General features: G+C 66.2%; 14 protein-coding genes and 2 tRNA genes. 9 read left to right on the top strand and 7 right to left on the bottom strand.

All coding sequences use genetic code 11. From position 1 onward, the window contains the following. Window positions 1-207: 207 nt before the first annotated feature. The 3 genes from AC0WRY_RS22170 to AC0WRY_RS22160 all read left to right on the top strand — a co-directional run bounded on the left by AC0WRY_RS22170 (window position 208) and on the right by AC0WRY_RS22160 (window position 3,342). Window positions 208-915: a class I SAM-dependent methyltransferase gene (locus tag AC0WRY_RS22170; protein ID WP_194408369.1), complete on the top strand. Its 708-nt coding sequence runs from the start codon at window positions 208-210 to the stop codon at window positions 913-915. 88 nt (window positions 916-1,003) lie between these two features. Then, a complete protein-coding gene (locus tag AC0WRY_RS22165) occupies window positions 1,004-2,833 on the top strand; it encodes an outer membrane protein assembly factor BamB family protein (RefSeq protein WP_194402948.1) in 1,830 nt (609 codons plus the stop codon). Between the two features lie 95 nt (window positions 2,834-2,928). Next, window positions 2,929-3,342 (top strand): GFA family protein, encoded by a 414-nt coding sequence (locus AC0WRY_RS22160; protein ID WP_194402947.1) that lies wholly within the window; start codon window positions 2,929-2,931, stop codon window positions 3,340-3,342. Window positions 3,343-3,355: 13 nt separating this feature from the next. Here AC0WRY_RS22160 and AC0WRY_RS22155 read toward each other — a convergent pair. After that, a tRNA-Thr gene (locus AC0WRY_RS22155) sits at window positions 3,356-3,430 on the bottom strand. Between the two features lie 157 nt (window positions 3,431-3,587). Further along, window positions 3,588-4,082 carry a hypothetical protein gene (locus tag AC0WRY_RS22150; RefSeq protein ID WP_194402946.1) on the bottom strand — a complete coding sequence of 165 codons (495 nt, stop codon included), beginning with the start codon at window positions 4,080-4,082 and terminating at the stop codon, window positions 3,588-3,590. Between the two features lie 284 nt (window positions 4,083-4,366). Between AC0WRY_RS22150 and AC0WRY_RS22145 the strand changes: the two genes are divergently transcribed. Together AC0WRY_RS22145 and AC0WRY_RS22140 are read left to right on the top strand one after the other, a co-directional pair. Continuing rightward, window positions 4,367-4,849 (top strand): hypothetical protein, encoded by a 483-nt coding sequence (locus tag AC0WRY_RS22145; protein WP_194402945.1) that lies wholly within the window; start codon window positions 4,367-4,369, stop codon window positions 4,847-4,849. 45 nt (window positions 4,850-4,894) lie between these two features. After that, a complete protein-coding gene (locus tag AC0WRY_RS22140) occupies window positions 4,895-5,368 on the top strand; it encodes a hypothetical protein (RefSeq protein ID WP_194402944.1) in 474 nt (157 codons plus the stop codon). A 61-nt stretch (window positions 5,369-5,429) separates the two neighbouring features. On the opposite strand, the gene rlmB is transcribed toward AC0WRY_RS22140, so the two are convergent. After that, entirely contained in the window at window positions 5,430-6,260 is an 831-nt protein-coding gene (gene rlmB / locus AC0WRY_RS22135; protein ID WP_194402943.1) for a 23S rRNA (guanosine(2251)-2'-O)-methyltransferase RlmB, read from the bottom strand. 216 nt (window positions 6,261-6,476) lie between these two features. On the opposite strand from rlmB, the gene AC0WRY_RS22130 reads away from it, so the two are divergent. Continuing rightward, window positions 6,477-6,562, top strand: a tRNA-Tyr gene (locus AC0WRY_RS22130). Window positions 6,563-6,665: 103 nt separating this feature from the next. Here the strand turns inward: AC0WRY_RS22130 and AC0WRY_RS22125 are convergent. Beyond that, entirely contained in the window at window positions 6,666-7,697 is a 1,032-nt protein-coding gene (locus tag AC0WRY_RS22125) for an LLM class flavin-dependent oxidoreductase (protein WP_194402942.1), read from the bottom strand. Between the two features lie 149 nt (window positions 7,698-7,846). After that, complete coding sequence (locus AC0WRY_RS22120; protein ID WP_249132135.1) at window positions 7,847-8,713, bottom strand: LysR family transcriptional regulator; 867 nt, start codon at window positions 8,711-8,713, stop codon at window positions 7,847-7,849. A 168-nt stretch (window positions 8,714-8,881) separates the two neighbouring features. Here AC0WRY_RS22120 and AC0WRY_RS22115 point away from each other — a divergent pair, with 168 nt between their 5' ends. Genes AC0WRY_RS22115 through AC0WRY_RS22105 form a run of 3 tightly spaced genes read left to right on the top strand, consistent with a single transcriptional unit; the run spans window position 8,882 to window position 11,999 of the window. Next, window positions 8,882-10,240, top strand: a complete 1,359-nt coding sequence (locus AC0WRY_RS22115) for an MFS transporter (RefSeq protein ID WP_194402941.1) — start codon at window positions 8,882-8,884, stop codon at window positions 10,238-10,240. After that, window positions 10,237-10,734 (top strand): GAF domain-containing protein, encoded by a 498-nt coding sequence (locus tag AC0WRY_RS22110; protein WP_194402940.1) that lies wholly within the window; start codon window positions 10,237-10,239, stop codon window positions 10,732-10,734. The genes AC0WRY_RS22115 and AC0WRY_RS22110 overlap by 4 nt, the downstream gene beginning before the upstream one ends. Window positions 10,735-10,751: 17 nt before the next feature. Further along, the gene (locus tag AC0WRY_RS22105) at window positions 10,752-11,999 is read left to right on the top strand and encodes a metal-dependent hydrolase family protein (protein WP_194402939.1); all 1,248 of its coding nucleotides are present in this window, start codon (window positions 10,752-10,754) and stop codon (window positions 11,997-11,999) included. Between the two features lie 36 nt (window positions 12,000-12,035). Here the strand turns inward: AC0WRY_RS22105 and AC0WRY_RS22100 are convergent, their stop codons facing one another. Further along, on the bottom strand, window positions 12,036-13,016 hold the full coding sequence (locus tag AC0WRY_RS22100; RefSeq protein WP_194402938.1) for an NADPH:quinone oxidoreductase family protein: 981 nt from the start codon (window positions 13,014-13,016) through the stop codon (window positions 12,036-12,038). 55 nt (window positions 13,017-13,071) lie between these two features. Next, on the bottom strand, window positions 13,072-15,129 hold the full coding sequence (locus AC0WRY_RS22095; RefSeq protein ID WP_194402937.1) for an ATP-dependent helicase: 2,058 nt from the start codon (window positions 15,127-15,129) through the stop codon (window positions 13,072-13,074). Between the last annotated feature and the right edge of the window lie 59 nt (window positions 15,130-15,188).

Raw genomic sequence — 15,188 nt, 5'->3', positions numbered from 1 at the left:
GCGCCAGCAGAAATGCCATGGCGATTGCAAACAGCACCGCCGTCATCACCACGGCCGTCACCGCACCGGCGGCGATCCTGGCCGTCTCTTTGGTCGTCATGGAGCGCATCGGGTCCGGATGTTGGCTGACGCCCGGTCAGGCAATTTCGAATGGGATGCACGCGATGTATGGTGCTTGCGACCAAATTTCGACCTGTGTCTGATCCGATGATCGCCAATCGTCCCCCCGTGCTGGCCCACGAACGCTTCGTCGCCGACCGCGACAATTTCGCGGGCCTCGATCTCGCCGCGCGGTTCGAGCGGATCGAGCGGACGAACCTCTGGGGCGCTGCCAGCTCGGTCTCCGGGCTCGGGTCGGAGGACATGGCGACCGCCGCGGTTCGGGAGGCGCTTCCACCGCTGCTGCAACGGCTCGGCGCGCGTTCGCTGCTCGATGCGCCCTGCGGCGATGCCGGCTGGATCGGTCGCATCAAGCTCGATATCGACTACGTCGGCATCGACATCGTGCCGTCGCTGGTCGAGGCCAACAACAAGCGCGTGGCGGATGGCGAACTGGCCGGCCGATTCCTGGTTGCCGATGTCACGCGCGATGCACTGCCGCGCGCCGACCTGATCCTGTGCCGGGATTGCCTGGTGCATCTGAGCTTTCAGAACATCGCCCGCGTCACCGCCCGCTTTCGCGAGAGCGGCGCGCAATTCCTGCTCGTCACGACGTTTCCGGAGATCGAGGACAATCGCGATTGCGAGGACGGCGACTGGCGCGCGCTCAACATGACGAAGGCGCCGTTCGACTGGCCCGCACCGCGCGAGCTGATCGACGAGCGCTGCGAGGAGGGCGACGGCGGCTGGCGCGACAAGAGCCTCGGGCTCTGGCGGCTCGACGAGTTGCCGGATCCCGATCGCACGGGTGCGTGACAGAAGCAGGCACAACGTCCATTGCGCCCGCGATCGCGGCGGCGATAGACTTCGGGTTGTGTGAAGCGATCGCATGCCGGAGCCCACCATGAGCGCTCGTGCCATCTCCGCCGCGTTGCTGATCTGGTGCAGTGCGCCAGCGTTGGCACAGGAAGGGGCCGCGCTCTATGCAGCGCATTGCGCGCAATGCCACGACAGCGAGGCGCAGACCCGCGTGCCGGCCCGGAGCGCCATGCAGGCGATGTCGTTCGACCACGTGCTGGGAACGTTGACCTCCGGCAGCATGGCGGCGATGACGAAGGATCGCAGCGATGCCGAACGCCGCGCCATAGCGTCCTTTGTCACCGGCAAGATGCCGACGAGCGGCGCTACCGCCGACGCGGACGGCCGCTGCGCGCAGCCGGGAAGCGGCTTTCCGCAAGCCCTCGACGGCCCGCGCTGGAACGGATGGGGCGTCGATGCCGGCAACAGCCGCTTCCAGCCGGCCGACATGGCGGGGCTGACCGCGGCGCAGGTGCCGCGTTTGCGGTTGAAATGGGCTTATGCCTTTCCCGGCGCATCGGTGTCGTTTGCGCCGCCCGCCATCGTCGGCGGGATGCTGTTCATCGGCGGCACGGATCGCAAGATGCACGCGCTCGACGCGCGAAGCGGCTGCACGCTGTGGACGTTGGCGATCGATGCGGCGGTGCGCGCCGCGATCAGTTTTGCTCAGCTTCCGGGCTCCGATCAGTACGCGATCTTCTTCGGGGATTTGCGTGCCAACGCCTACGCCGTCAATGCGCTGACCGGCGCGCTGATCTGGAAGGCCAAAGTCGAGGAGCATGCCGCCGCGCGCATCACCGGCGCTCCGACGCTGCATGCCGGCGTGCTCTACGTGCCGGTGTCCTCGATCGAGGAAGCGGCAGGCTCGCAAGCCGGTTACGAATGCTGCACCTTCCGCGGCAGCGTCGTGGCGCTGGACGCCGCGACCGGCAAGACGATCTGGCAGGCCTATACGATTCCGGAAGTGCCGCATCCGACCGGCAAGAATGCCAGGGGCACGCAGCTCTTCGGTCCGTCCGGCGCCGCGATCTGGTCGGCGCCGACGATCGATGCGAAGCGGGGCGCGGTCTATGTCGCGACGAGCAATTCCTATTCGAATCCGCCGGCCGCGACCGCCGATGCGATCCTCGCTTTCGAGCTCGCGACCGGGAAGCTGCTGTGGAAGCAGCAGGCGACGCCCAAGGACGCCTTCGTCGTCGCCTGCTACAATGCAGACAAGACCAATTGTCCCGAGGATCACGGGCCCGATCACGATTTCGGCCAGTCGCCGATCCTCGTGACCTTGCACGACGGCAGGCGCGTGCTCGCCATCGCGCAGAAATCCGGCGTCGTGCACGCGCTCGATCCCGACGACGGCGGCAAGATCCTGTGGCAAACCCGGATCGGGAAGGGCGGTTCGCTCGGCGGCAGCGAATGGGGCTCGGCCGCGGACGGCGAGCGCATCTATGTCGCGAATTCCGACCTGCGCTTCAAACGGGACGGCACGCGGCAGCTCGATTCCACGCAAGGCGGCGGCTTGTTCGGCCTCGACCTCGCCAGCGGAAAAGTTGTGATGGAAGTGCCGCCGGTCGCCTGCGGCGAACGCCCGCAATGCAGCCCCGCGCTCTCGGCGGCGGTGAGCCTGATCCCGGGCGTGGTGTTTTCCGGCGGCGTCAGCGGCTTCCTGCGCGCCTACGCTCCCGACGGCAAGCTCGTGTGGGAGTTCGACACCGCGCAGGATTTCAAGGCGGTGAACGGCGTCCCCGCCCATGGCGGCGCGATCGATGGCCCCGGCCCGGTCATCGCCGGCGGCATGCTCTACACCAATTCCGGCTACGGACAATGGAGCGGCGTCGCCGGCAACGTGCTGCTGGCGTTCGAGGTCGGGACGGAGTGAGGCTCTGAGGTGTGCGGAGCGCGCTGCAACGTGTCATTTGAGACGGGCACCGCTGCCTCTTCAACTCTATCTGCCGTCAAGGGAGACCAGATTCCATGATCGATGCCAGATGCAGCTGCGGCGCGCTTTCGTTGTCGCTTCCGGGACCCTCGCGCCTCGTCGTCGCCTGTCACTGCCTCGACTGTCAGCGACGGACCGGCGCGCCGTTCGGTATCGGCGTTTTCTACGCCGCAGAGACCGTCACGATCTCTGGAGCGTCAAAGCCCTATGTTCGGACCGCCGCGAGTGGCGGCAAGGTGCGCAGCCATTTTTGTCCCGACTGCGGGTCAACGGTCTATTGGCAAGCCGACAATCTGCCGGGAATGATCGCTGTCGCCGTCGGCGCGATCGCAAATCCGGACTTCCCGGCGCCGGTCAGGTCGGTGTTCGAGCAGTCGAAACATCGCTGGGTGGAGATCACAGGTGCCGAGCACTTCCAGCAGAGCAGCGCGGCAAAGCGCGCGGGATGAGGGTGTCAGAGGCTGGTGCCGGCTGAGGGGATTGAACCCCCGACCTTCGGTTTACAAAACCGCTGCTCTACCGCTGAGCTAAGCCGGCGACGCGGGCAGGGCCGGCTGAGCCGGGGCTGTCTGCCCGTGCGCGCCGCAATACCAGACTTGATCGGAAAGTGCCAGAACCCCAAGGCGCGTCCTGGCGGACATGAATCAGGCGGCCTTGACGGCCGCCTGATGTTTCGCGCTAGAGCTGAATCGCCTTACTGGCAGATGTGCCGGCGGCCGTCTTGTCCCTTGAACCAGGTGCCGGGCGTACAGACGAAGCCGTTACGCTGGGCGTAGGTGCGGGTGTCCCAGCCGCGATTGTCCCAACCGCGGTTGTCCCACGAATTGTCGTAGGCATAGGAATTGTCCCAGGCGCGGAACGGCGCCGAGGCAATCGCGCCGGCGGTGCCGATCGCGGCGCCGGCTACGCCGGCCGCGACGTCGGTCGGCCAGAAGCCGGTGCGGCTCCTGTTCCAATCGTTATTCCAATCGCCATTGGCCTGACGATAGGTGTTGGTCTGACGGTAGGACATGCGGTGATGGCGGGATCCACGATCGGTGTAGGGATTGCCGGGGCCGAGGTTCTTGCAGTTGGCATTGGGGAATTGCGCCGCGCAGCGGCCGGGTTCGTTGACGACCGCCTGCGCCATGGCAGAGCCTGCCAGCATGGTCGCCGCAATCGCCGTCGCTCCGAGTAGCTTGATGTTCATGGTTGTTGGCTCCCATTTTGTTGACGAGAGCTAAACGCTTGCGACGCCGGACGTTCCGATGAAACCGGTGGATTTTCGTTACACCAAGGTCAAACGGATGTGAGCGCACGGCGCGGTTCCGCGGCGGCGACACCATGCGCCGTTAACGCTTCGCTAGCCCGCTTTGCAGCATTTGAGCGGCGCGCGATCCTTACGCATTAGGCTTACCGGAAGTTGGTGAGCAGGCCTTAACCCTCTCTGCGTGGTGATCGGGTAGGTTGCAGCCGGATAACCGGGGTTTCCTCATGCGCGCTGTGGCGCTCGCCACCCTTCTGATCGGACTGCCTGCGACGGCTTTTGCCGGCGGCTTCGACGTCGTCGTGCCCGGCCGCCCCGGCGTGCCTATCATCATCAACAATATCGATGCGTCCTACGCCGTCGTCGAGGGTGTCTGGGGCCTCGGCAAGAACCAGCAGGTGCAGCCCACGATCTATGGCGGGCGCTATGTCGCCGAGCGGCAGCCCGAACATGTCGGTCATTATTATCCGACGCTGGGCCTGCGGCCCGGCTACGGCCGGCTCGAGGTCGAGCCGCCCGCGAACCGCAAATTGCCCAAGCCCGCCGAGAGCTATCACCAGAGCTGGGGTGCGCAATCGGCGCCGCTTCCGGCGCAGATGGATCCGCCCGTCGATCCGCCGCCGGTGATCTACGCGCCCGAGATCAACGATCGTCCGCGGCCACCGCGACCGCGGCCGCACGTCCAAGTCCCCGGCAGGCCGCCGGGTTAAGAAACGTCAAGATCCAACAAAAACGGAAATCAACAGGAGAGAGTAATGCGTCAGATGATTTCGGGACTGGTCGCGGCAGCCGCCGTGATGTTCGTCGCCACGGCACCAGCCGCGGCCTGCGGCTTTAACCCGTGCCAGCCGGTCGCGCCGGTCTATTCCGGCTGCAACACCGGTTGCGGCGGCTATGGCTACGGCGCCTATGAGCGTCTCGCCGAGCCGACCACGCAATATTACCACGTCAACCAGGGTCCGACCTACACCGGCCCGGGCGCCTTCGCGCCGTATCCGACCTATCGTGAAGACGCGGTCGTCGCGCCCGCCAATTACGGCTACGGCTATCGCGCCGCTGCCGCTCCCTATCACCGGCCGTATTACCGTCCGTATCGCTATGGCTATGGTCCGCGCTACGGCTATCTGCCGCGCGTGCACTACGGCCACGGTCCGCGCTACGGCTACGCCCACCGCCACGCGCCGATGCCGTACTACGGCGGTCACCGCGTGCTGCGCCGCTATTACTGATCTCTGATCGGTCGAGTGACGAGACGCCCGTTCGCGCGATGCGAACGGGCGTTTTGCTTTTCTACCGCTTCATCAGCCCCAGCCGGCTTGCGCCGACATAGAGCGAAAGCACGGCGGCATTCGACACGTTGAGACTCTTGATCTCGCCGGGCATGTCGAGCCGCGCCACGACGCTGCAGGTCTCGCGCGTCAATTGCCGCAGACCCTTTCCTTCGGCGCCTAGCACGAGCGCGAGCGGCTCGCGCAGCGCGACGTCCGAGAGGTCCTCGCTGCCTTCGCTGTCGAGCCCGACGGTCTGGAAGCCGCGTTCGTTCAGCGCGGTGAGCGCGCGGGCGAGGTTCTGCACGGTGATGATCGGCACCAGCTCGAGCGCGCCGGATGCGGCCTTCGCCAGCACGCCGGTCGCCTCCGGACTGTGGCGTGCGGTGGTGACGATCGCCTTGACCGCGAACGCTGCGGCCGAGCGCAGGATGGCGCCGACATTGTGGGGGTCGGTGATCTGGTCGAGCACCAGCACCATGCCTTCCTGCTTCAAGGTCTCGATATCGGGCGAGGGCAGGGGATCGGCTTCGGCGAGCAGGCCCTGGTGCACGGCATCGGGTGACAGCAGGCGGTCGATCTCCTGAGGCCGGACGATCTCGGGCGTGACTGGGGTCGCGATGTTTTCGTCCGCCAATCGCTTGGCCGCGTTCTCGGTCAACGTCAGTTTGCGAATCCGCCGCTGGGGGTTGGCCAGCGCCATGGAAACGGAGTGCCAGCCATAGAGGATGACCGGCCCGTCGGTTGCCGAATCGCGGTCGCGCCGGGCCGGGCGACCGGCCGATTTCTCGGCCTTCTTGAAGGGCTTACCGTCCCGGCGACGGCCCTTGGGTGCGAATTCTCGATCGTTCATGGCTGCGCTTGTGTCACGGGTTCCGGAATATGGCAATTTGGCCATCTCCTGAGGCCATTATGGACCATTTTCCCCGAACGCCTCGGTTGACTTTACCCCACCGCTTCGCCCATAACCGCGCCCGGTCGCGCCCCCATCCGGGCTGTCGCGGCCTCACGTTCCATGGCCGTCTTCGGTCCGCCGGCAAGGTCCGGCCCGATTGTGCTGCCGTCGAGCGGGGGAGTGTCCCGAGTGGCAAAGGGAGCTGACTGTAAATCAGCCGCCTCATGGCTTCGCAGGTTCGAGTCCTGCCTCCCCCACCACGCTTCGCCCTTCGGGCTACGCGTGGCGCAGCCACGCGATGCCTGAAGGGCGAGGCGTGGTGTCCGGCGAAGCCCGAAGGGCGAACGGACTGACGCGAGTTTCTCACCCCATCATCTCCCGCACCATCGGCACCACCTTCCGCCCATAGAGCTCGATGCTCTTCATCAGCTTCTCGTGCGGCAACGGCCCTGCCGAATACTTCAGCTGAAAGCGCGAAATGCCGAGCGCCTTTGCGGTCTTCGCGATCTTGCGCGCGACCGTCTCCGGCGAGCCGACATAGAGCGAGCCGTGCTCGGCTTCGCTGACGAATTCGTCGCGGCCCATCGGCGGCCAGCCGCGCTCCTTGCCGATGCGGTCGCGCATCGCCTTGTAGTCGGGCCATAGCTCTGCGCGCGCCTGCTCGTCCGTCTCCGCGACATAGCCGGGCGAATGCACGCCGATCGGCTGGGCGGTGCGGCCGAACTCCTTGGCGGCGCGGTGATGGAGATCGACGAAGGGCGCAAACCGCGCGGGATCGCCGCCGATGATCGCGAGCATCAACGGCAGATCGTAATGAGCGGCGCGCACGACCGACTGCGGGCTGCCGCCGACACCGATCCAGGTTTTCAGCGTGCCGTTCTCGACCGGGGGATAGACCAACTGGTCCCGCAGCGGTGGACGCAGCTTGCCTTCCCAGGTCACCGGCTTCTGCGACAGCAGCGCCGCGAACAAATCGAGCTTCTCCTCGAACAGCTCTTCATATTTGCGCAGGTCGAAGCCGAACAGCGGAAAGGATTCGGTGAACGAGCCGCGGCCGAGGATCACCTCGCCGCGTCCGTTCGAGAGTGCATCGAGCGTCGCAAAGCGCTGGAACACCCGGATCGGATCGTCCGACGACAACACCGTCACGGCCGAGCCGAGGTGAATGCGCTTGGTGCGCGAGGCGATCGCCGCCAGCACGGTCTCCGGCGAGGAGATCGCGAAGTCGGCGCGGTGATGCTCGCCGAGGCCGATGAAGTCGAGGCCGAGCTCGTCAGCCAGCACGGCTTCGTCGACGACGTTGCGGATCACCTGCGCATGGGGAAGCACCGCGCCTGAGGCGTCCTTGGTGACGTCGCCAAAGGTGTCCAGTCCGAATTGAAGGGGGGCGGTCATTGATCAGTCTCTGCGGACGCAGCTTGCGCCGGTCACTGTGGGGAGGGCATCGTTTCGGTGGAGCTAGGCCGCGGTGACCGGTGCAACAATACTGGTTCGAGAAACCCACCGTTTCCTTTTTGGATCGTGTCGGGTTTCGGCCCGCGTCGTCAGTCGGTTTTGGCGAACATCCCGACCAGGGTCTCGCGCAGCCAGCGCTGCGCCGGCACGGTGTCGTTGCGTTGGTGCCAGAACAGGCTGACGATGCGCGCTGGCGCGCGAAGCGGAAGCGGCATGGCGTGCAGGAACGGCGCGTGCCTTGATTGCGAGCGCAGGTCGCTCGGCAGCACCGCGATCAGGTCGGACTGGCGCACGACCTCGTAGGCGGCACTGTAGTGATTGACCGTAGCGACCAGGTTACGCGACAGTCCGCGCGAGGCAAGGAAGAGGTCGTAAGACGGCAAGGTCTTGCCGGCAAGACTCACGTCGACATGTCCGGCGTTGAGGAAGCTGCGTGTGCTCAGCCGCTTCTGTGCGGCGAGCGGATGTCCGCGCCGCATGAAGCAGGCGTAATCGACCGTCCACAGCGAGCGCGAGCGGATGGCGGCCGGCTGCTGCGCCTCGTTGACATAGACGCTGAGCACGCAGTCGACGCGATTGTCTTCGAGCTGATCGGCGATCTCCAGGATGGTGTTGGGGACGGTGTGGACGCGCGCCTTGGGTGCGACCTTGCCGAAATGGCCGAGCAGGTCTGGCATCACCAGCGAGGCGACGTAGTCCGACATCGAGAGGCTGAACTCGGTCTGCGCACGGCTCGGATCGAACACCTGCTCGTCGAGCGCGCCGCGAACGCGCTCGAGCGCCTCGCCGATCGGCTCCCACAGCACCACGGCGCGCTGGGTCGGACGGATTCCGGTACCGGACCTCACGAACAGGGGATCGCCGAGCGCCTCGCGCAGCCGCGCCAGCGCGTTGCTGACCGCAGGCTGGGTCATCGTCAGCGCGTTTGCGGCGCGCGTGACACTGCCCTCGGTCATCAGGGCTTCGAACACTTTCAGCAGGTTGAGGTCGAGCGATCGAAACGACAGAACATTCACCACAGTGATGTACTAGATCATGATTATAAATTATGACGATAATATCTCTTTGTCTATGGTTCCCCCAGGGAGTTGCGGAGGCCGGGCCGCCGGACAGAGGGGACTGACATGTCGATGATCTCGGCGCGTATCGAGCGCCTGCCATACGCGCGCTTCCACACGCACCTGCTGTTGATGGGCGGGCTCGGCTACATGTTCGACGCGATGGACGCGGCCGTGCTGGCGTTCATCCTGCCGGTGCTGCGCACCGCCTGGAATCTGACGAGCGTGCAGATCGGCGTGCTCGGCAGCAGCACTTATATCGGCTTCCTGTTCGGCGCGCTGCTGGCGGGTACGCTCGGTGATCTGATCGGCCGCCGCGCGGTGATGATGTCGGCGCTGGCGCTGTATTGCGCCGCATCGATCGTCAGCGCCGCAGTGGACAGCTGGTCGTCGTTCTTCGCCGCTCGGGTCGTCGCGGGCATGGGCACCGGCGCGGAAAGCGCGATCATCGCGCCTTATCTCGCCGAGTTCGTGGCGCGGCGCTTCCGCGGCAGCTTCACCGGCGCGCTGGCGGGCTTCTTCTCCTTCGGCTTCGTCGCGGCTGCCTTGCTCGGCTATTTCATCGTTCCCGCCTATGACAATGGCTGGCGTATCGTGCTGGTGATCACCGCGGTGCCGGTCGTCATGCTGCTGTGGTGGCGCAGGGCGCTGCCGGAATCGCCACGCTGGCTGGAGAGCCGGGGCAGGGCGAAGGAGGCCGAAGCGGTGCTGGACAAGATCGAGGCCGGCTTCGCGCACCAGGGCGTTGTTCTGCCGCAACCGGTCGTCGAAGCAGCAGCGCCCGCCGTGACCGGCGGGACGCTGCTCGCCAATTTCGCCGCATTGCTGGCGGGCCGCCAGGCGCGCATCACCATCATGACCTGGATCATGTGGCTTGCGATCACCTTCAGCTATTACTCCTTCTTCGTCTGGATCCCCGGCCTGCTGGTGCAGAACGGCATGAGCATCACCAAGAGCTTTGCCTATTCGATCGCGATCTATTGCGCGCAGATCCCCGGCTACTTCAGCGCCGCCTGGTTCAACGAGCGCATCGGCCGGCAGGCCACGATTGCCTCCTACATGGTGCTCGGCGGCATCAGCGCGCTCGGGCTCGCCTTCGCGCAGACCGACCAGCACATCATGGTTGCCGGCATTTTGCTGTCGTTCTTCATGAACGGGACCTATGCCGGCGTCTACGCTTATACAGCGGAGGTGTTTCCCACGCCGGTGCGGACCACCGGCGCCGGCCTCGCTTCGGCGATCGGCCGCATCGGCGCGATCGTGTCGCCGATCCTGGTCGGCTACCTCTATCCCAATTTCGGCTTCGCCGGCGTGTTCGGCATCACTACCAGCGTCCTGCTGATCGGCGCACTCACCGTCGTGGTGATGGGCGTGCCGACCCGCGGCCGTTCGCTGGAAGACATCGCCGCGGGCGAAGTCGCATGAGGCAGACGACATTCCGAGCCGACCCGCTGCTCTGCGCTGTAGCGGCTGCGCAGGGCAGGGTGGATCAGCCCGATGCGCTGTTCTCGGCGCTGGACCAGGCCTTGAAGTCGGCGATCGGGCACAAGCTGTTCACGATCCTCACTTATGACGACGGCAGCGGGGAAGCGGCGCGGATCTATTCCAATCTTCCTGGGCCTTATCCGACGGGCGGACGCAAGCGCCTGGCGCCCGGCCCGTGGACCGAGGCCGTGCTCGATCGCGGCGAGGCCTATGTCGGCTACACGATCGACGATCTGCGCCACGTCTTCTCCGATCACGAGCTGATCGCTTCACTCGGCTGCGAGAGCGTGCTCAACATGCCCGTGCGCTGGCGCGGGCGCACGCTCGGCTCGCTCAACCTGCTCCATGAAGCGGGCTGGTACGGCGAGGACGATGTCGCCGCGTGCCTTCCGTTCGCCCAGCTCGCCTTGCCCGCGCTGCTCACACAGTCCTGACCAGACAGGAAACGACCATGCCCAGCACCCTCTTCAAGAATGCCGCTCTGCTCGATCCGCTTCAGCCGGATCTGCTGGAAGGCTATCACCTGCTGGTCGAGGACGACGTGATCAGGGAGGTCTCGGACCGGCCGCTCAATGTCACGGCCGATCGCACCATCGACCTGAAGGGCAAGACGCTGATGCCCGGGCTGATCGATCTGCATGTGCATGCGATCGCGGTCGAGCTCAATCTGGCACAGCAGGTGCACATGCCGAACGTGCTGGTGACGCTGCGCTCGACCCTGCTGCTGCGCGGCATGCTCAGGCGGGGCTTCACCACGGTGCGCGATGCCGGCGGCGCCGGCCACGCGCTGAAGCAAGCGATCGAGACAGGCCTCACCGACGGCCCGCGGCTGTTCGTCTCCGGCCGCGCGCTCAGCCAGACCGGCGGCCATGGCGACATGCGGGCGCGCTCGGATTATCTGGCCAGCGACGCGCCATGTCCGTGCTGCGTGCGGGTCGGCGCGCTGGCGCGCGTGGCCGACGGTGTCGACGGCGTGCGCAAGGCCGCGCGCGAAGAGCTGCAGATGGGCGCCGACCAGATCAAGATCATGGCCTCCGGCGGCGTCGCCTCGCCGACCGATCCGGTCGGCGCCTTTGGCTATTCCGAGGACGAGATCCGCGCCATCGTCGAGGAGGCGCGCGGGCGCCAGACCTATGTGCTCGCCCATGCCTACACCGCCGCTGCCATCGAGCGCGCGGTTCGCTGCGGCGTGCGCACCATCGAGCACGGCAACCTGGTTGATGCGCCGACCGCGCGCCTGATGGCCGAGAAGGGCGCCTATGTGGTGCCGACGCTCATCACCTACGAGGCGCTGGCGAACGAAGGCGCCCAATACGGCCTGCCGCCGGAAAGCGTCGCCAAGATCGCCGATGTCCGCGACGCCGGGCTGCGCTCGCTTGCGATCTATCGCGACGCCGGCGTCAAGATGGGGTTCGGCAGCGACCTGCTTGGCCCCTCGCAACGCCTGCAGAGCGACGAATTCCGCATTCGCGCCGAGATCCTCGGTCCCCAAGCGGTGATCGCCAGCGCGACAGTGATTGGCGCCGAGGTGCTCGGCATGGAAGGCAGGCTCGGCCGGATCGTACCCGAGGCCATCGCCGACCTGCTGGTGGTCGACGGCAATCCGCTGCGCGATGTCACCTGCCTGCTCGGCCAGGGCGAGCACATCCCGATGGTGATGAAATCAGGCAAGGTCCACTTCGACAGGTTGAGCGCGTAGCCGGCGCTACCGCCACATCCCGCGCGGCGATGCATCCTATTTTGAGATCCGCACGACCATCTTGCCGAGCGCCCCGCGTGTCTGCATGGTCCTGAACGCGTCCCGGAAATCCTCGAGCGCGAAGACGCGGCCGACCACGGGCTTCAGCTGGCCGTCGGCGAGCCAGCCCGTCAACTGCGACATCAGGTGCTTCTGCACCTCTGGCTCGCGCACCGGAATCTGCGCGAGGTCGACGCCGAGCAGGGCGCCGCCTTTCAGCAATGGCAGGTTGAATGGCAATGCCGGAATCGCACCAGCCGCAAAACCGACCACGAGATGGCGGCCGCGCCAAGCGATGGAGCGAAACGCCTGCACCGAGATCTCGCCACCGACGGGATCGAAGATCACGTCCGCGCCGTGTCCTCCGGTCAATTCCTTCAACGTGTCCCGCCAGCCGGTCTGCGTGTAGTCAATCACAGCGTCGGCGCCGTGTTGTTGCGCGAACGTGCGCTTGTCTGGTGTCGAGGCCGCTGCGATCACACGGGCGCCGAGCAGTCTGCCAATCTGGACCGCCGCGATTCCCGTGCCGCCGGCCGCGCCCAGCACCAGGAGCTGTTCGCCCGCGCAGAGCGAGGCGCGTGCACTGAGCGCATAGAGCGCGGTGAGATAATTGGCGCGAAACGAGGCGGCGACCTCGGCCGCAACACCGTCCGGCAGCGGGTAGACCGCTTCGGGCCTGACGACGATCTCCTCGGCGAGCGCACCAGACCGCGTCATGCCCATCACACGCATGCCCGGCTCGAAACCGCCGGGGGCGCCGGGAGCCTCGGTCACAACGCCTGCGAATTCCGTTCCCGGAATGAAGGGCAGGGGATCCTTGGTCTGATAGCGTCCCTCGATCTTCAAACCGTCGACGAAGCCGATCCCGGCGGCCTCCACCCGGACACGCAGCTGTCCAGGCTCGATGCGCGGGGACGGAACGTCCTGCAGCTCGATCTGATCGATGGGGGCGTATTGCTCGACGACGACGGCTTTCATGTCGGACCTCTGTGTTCCACTGATCCTGACAGGTCTCGCGACCGGCCTCTTGCGTCTACCGCCACATCCCCCGCATCCGCGCCCCGATGTCGATCTTCGGCCCCTGCGCCGCGGTGCGGGCTGCACCTGGGGCGGACTTCGGCCAGGCGGTGCGCTCGAACAGATAGACCAGCTGCTCCGGGATGAAGCGGGTGCGCGAGGCGTAGACGTGGCGGTCGCCCTTGGCGGCCTGGCCATGGACGAAGAAGCGCTGGGGCACGACGAGGTGCAAATCGTCCTTGGCGCGCGTCATCGCGACGTAGAGCAGGCGGCGCTCCTCCTCGAGCTCGGCGCTGGTGCCGGCGCCGAGGTCGGACGGCATGCAGCCATCGACGACGTTGAGCACGAACACGGACTTCCACTCCTGGCCTTTGGCCGAGTGGATAGTGGAGAGGATCAGATAATCCTCGTCGCGCAAGGGCGGACCCGATTTGTCGCTGGTCGCGTCCGGCGGATCGAGCGTGAGCTCGGTCAGGAATTTCTCGCGCGAGGGATAGCCGCTTGCGATCTGCTCGAGCTGCATCAAATCGGCGCGGCGCGTCTCGGAATCCTCGTGGAGGCGATCGAGATGCGGCTCGTACCACAGCCGGACGCGTTCGAGATCGACGGGCCATTCCGAATAGCGCAAGTTCTCGACCGTGCGGACGAAGGCGATCCAGTCGTCTCCGGTGCGTGCCGGCACCGGGAGATGCGCCAGCGCGTGCAGCGGGTCCATGCTCTCCGCCATCTGATCGAGCACGCGCTGCGCTGTCGCGGGGCCGATACCCGGCAACAGATGCAGGATGCGGAAACCTGCGACGCGGTCGCGCGGGTTCTCGGCGAAGCGCAGCAAGGCCAGCACGTCCTTGACGTGCGCGGCGTCGAGGAATTTCAGCCCACCGAATTTCACAAAGGGAATGTTGCGGCGGGTCAGCTCGATCTCGAGCGGGCCGGAATGCGAGGACGTCCGGAACAGCACCGCCTGGTGCTTGAGCAGCGCGCCTTGCTCGCGGTTCGCCAGCACCTCCTCGACTATGTAGCGGGCCTGGTCGGCCTCGTCGTGCACGGTGACGAGCTGCGGCTTGTGCGAGGCGGTGCGGTCGGTCCAGAGGTTTTTGGTGAAACGCTCGCGTGCGAGTCCAATCACGCCATTGGCCGCGGCGAGCACGGCCTGGGTCGAGCGGTAGTTGCGGTCGAGCGTGATCATCTCCGCGCGGGGCGAGAAACTCTGCGGAAAATCCAGGATGTTGCGCACGGTGGCGGCGCGGAACGAGTAGATCGACTGGGCGTCGTCGCCGACCACGGTGAGCCCGCGTCCGTCGGGCTTGAGCGCCAGGAGGATCGAGGATTGCAGGCGGTTGGTGTCCTGATATTCGTCGACCAGCACGTGGTCGAAGCGGCCGCCGATTTCTTCCGCGATCAGCGCATCGCTCATCATCTGCGACCAATAGAGCAGCAGGTCGTCGTAATCGAGCACATGCTGGGCCTGCTTGGCCTCGACATAGGCTGCGAACAGGCCCTTCAGCTCGGCGGCCCACCCCGCACACCAGGGATAATGCTGGCCGAGCACCTTCTCGATCTCCATCTCGGCATTGACGCAGCGCGAGTAGATCGACAGGCACGTGCCCTTGGCCGGAAAGCGGCTCTCGGTCTTCGACAGCCCGCGCTCGTGCCGGACCAGGTTCATCAGGTCGGCGGAGTCCTCGCGGTCGTGGATCGTGAAGGCAGGGTCGACGCCGATCCGCTCGGCATATTCGCGCAGCAGCCGCGCGCCGATGCCGTGGAAAGTGCCGGCCCAGGTGAGGGCATCGCGCATGATCGCGGCGTTGTTCTCGCCCAGCACCTTACGGGCGATGCGCTCGACCCGGCCGGCCATCTCGGCCGCCGCGCGTCGGGAGAATGTCATCAGCAGGATGCGGCGCGGATCGCTACCTGCGACGATCAGATGCGCGACGCGGTGGGCCAGCGTGTTGGTCTTGCCGGAGCCGGCGCCTGCGATGACGAGCAGGGGGGCGCCCACGGTCGCGCCGTCGGCCACGCCATGCTCCACGGCGCGGCGCTGCTCCGCATTGAGCGTGTCCAGATATGTTGCCACGAATCGCCCCGGTGAAAGGGCGAGAGTCGGCGATCCCATCGCGAATCGCAATGCGGCTG

Source organism: Bradyrhizobium sp. T-12 (genome assembly GCF_058314695.1).
This window is presented reverse-complemented; position numbering and strand designations above follow the sequence as displayed.

Coding starts and splice junctions, on each gene's coding strand:
- rlmB (WP_194402943.1), bottom strand. CDS start 6,260: ATGAACGATCGAGAATTCGCACCCAAGGGCCGTCGCCGGGACGGTAAG.
- AC0WRY_RS22170 (WP_194408369.1), top strand. CDS start 208: ATGATCGCCAATCGTCCCCCCGTGCTGGCCCACGAACGCTTCGTCGCC.
- AC0WRY_RS22105 (WP_194402939.1), top strand. CDS start 10,752: ATGCCCAGCACCCTCTTCAAGAATGCCGCTCTGCTCGATCCGCTTCAG.
- AC0WRY_RS22160 (WP_194402947.1), top strand. CDS start 2,929: ATGATCGATGCCAGATGCAGCTGCGGCGCGCTTTCGTTGTCGCTTCCG.
- AC0WRY_RS22150 (WP_194402946.1), bottom strand. CDS start 4,082: ATGAACATCAAGCTACTCGGAGCGACGGCGATTGCGGCGACCATGCTG.
- AC0WRY_RS22140 (WP_194402944.1), top strand. CDS start 4,895: ATGCGTCAGATGATTTCGGGACTGGTCGCGGCAGCCGCCGTGATGTTC.
- AC0WRY_RS22115 (WP_194402941.1), top strand. CDS start 8,882: ATGTCGATGATCTCGGCGCGTATCGAGCGCCTGCCATACGCGCGCTTC.
- AC0WRY_RS22125 (WP_194402942.1), bottom strand. CDS start 7,697: ATGACCGCCCCCCTTCAATTCGGACTGGACACCTTTGGCGACGTCACC.
- AC0WRY_RS22120 (WP_249132135.1), bottom strand. CDS start 8,713: ATGACCGAGGGCAGTGTCACGCGCGCCGCAAACGCGCTGACGATGACC.
- AC0WRY_RS22165 (WP_194402948.1), top strand. CDS start 1,004: ATGAGCGCTCGTGCCATCTCCGCCGCGTTGCTGATCTGGTGCAGTGCG.
- AC0WRY_RS22145 (WP_194402945.1), top strand. CDS start 4,367: ATGCGCGCTGTGGCGCTCGCCACCCTTCTGATCGGACTGCCTGCGACG.
- AC0WRY_RS22100 (WP_194402938.1), bottom strand. CDS start 13,016: ATGAAAGCCGTCGTCGTCGAGCAATACGCCCCCATCGATCAGATCGAG.
- AC0WRY_RS22110 (WP_194402940.1), top strand. CDS start 10,237: ATGAGGCAGACGACATTCCGAGCCGACCCGCTGCTCTGCGCTGTAGCG.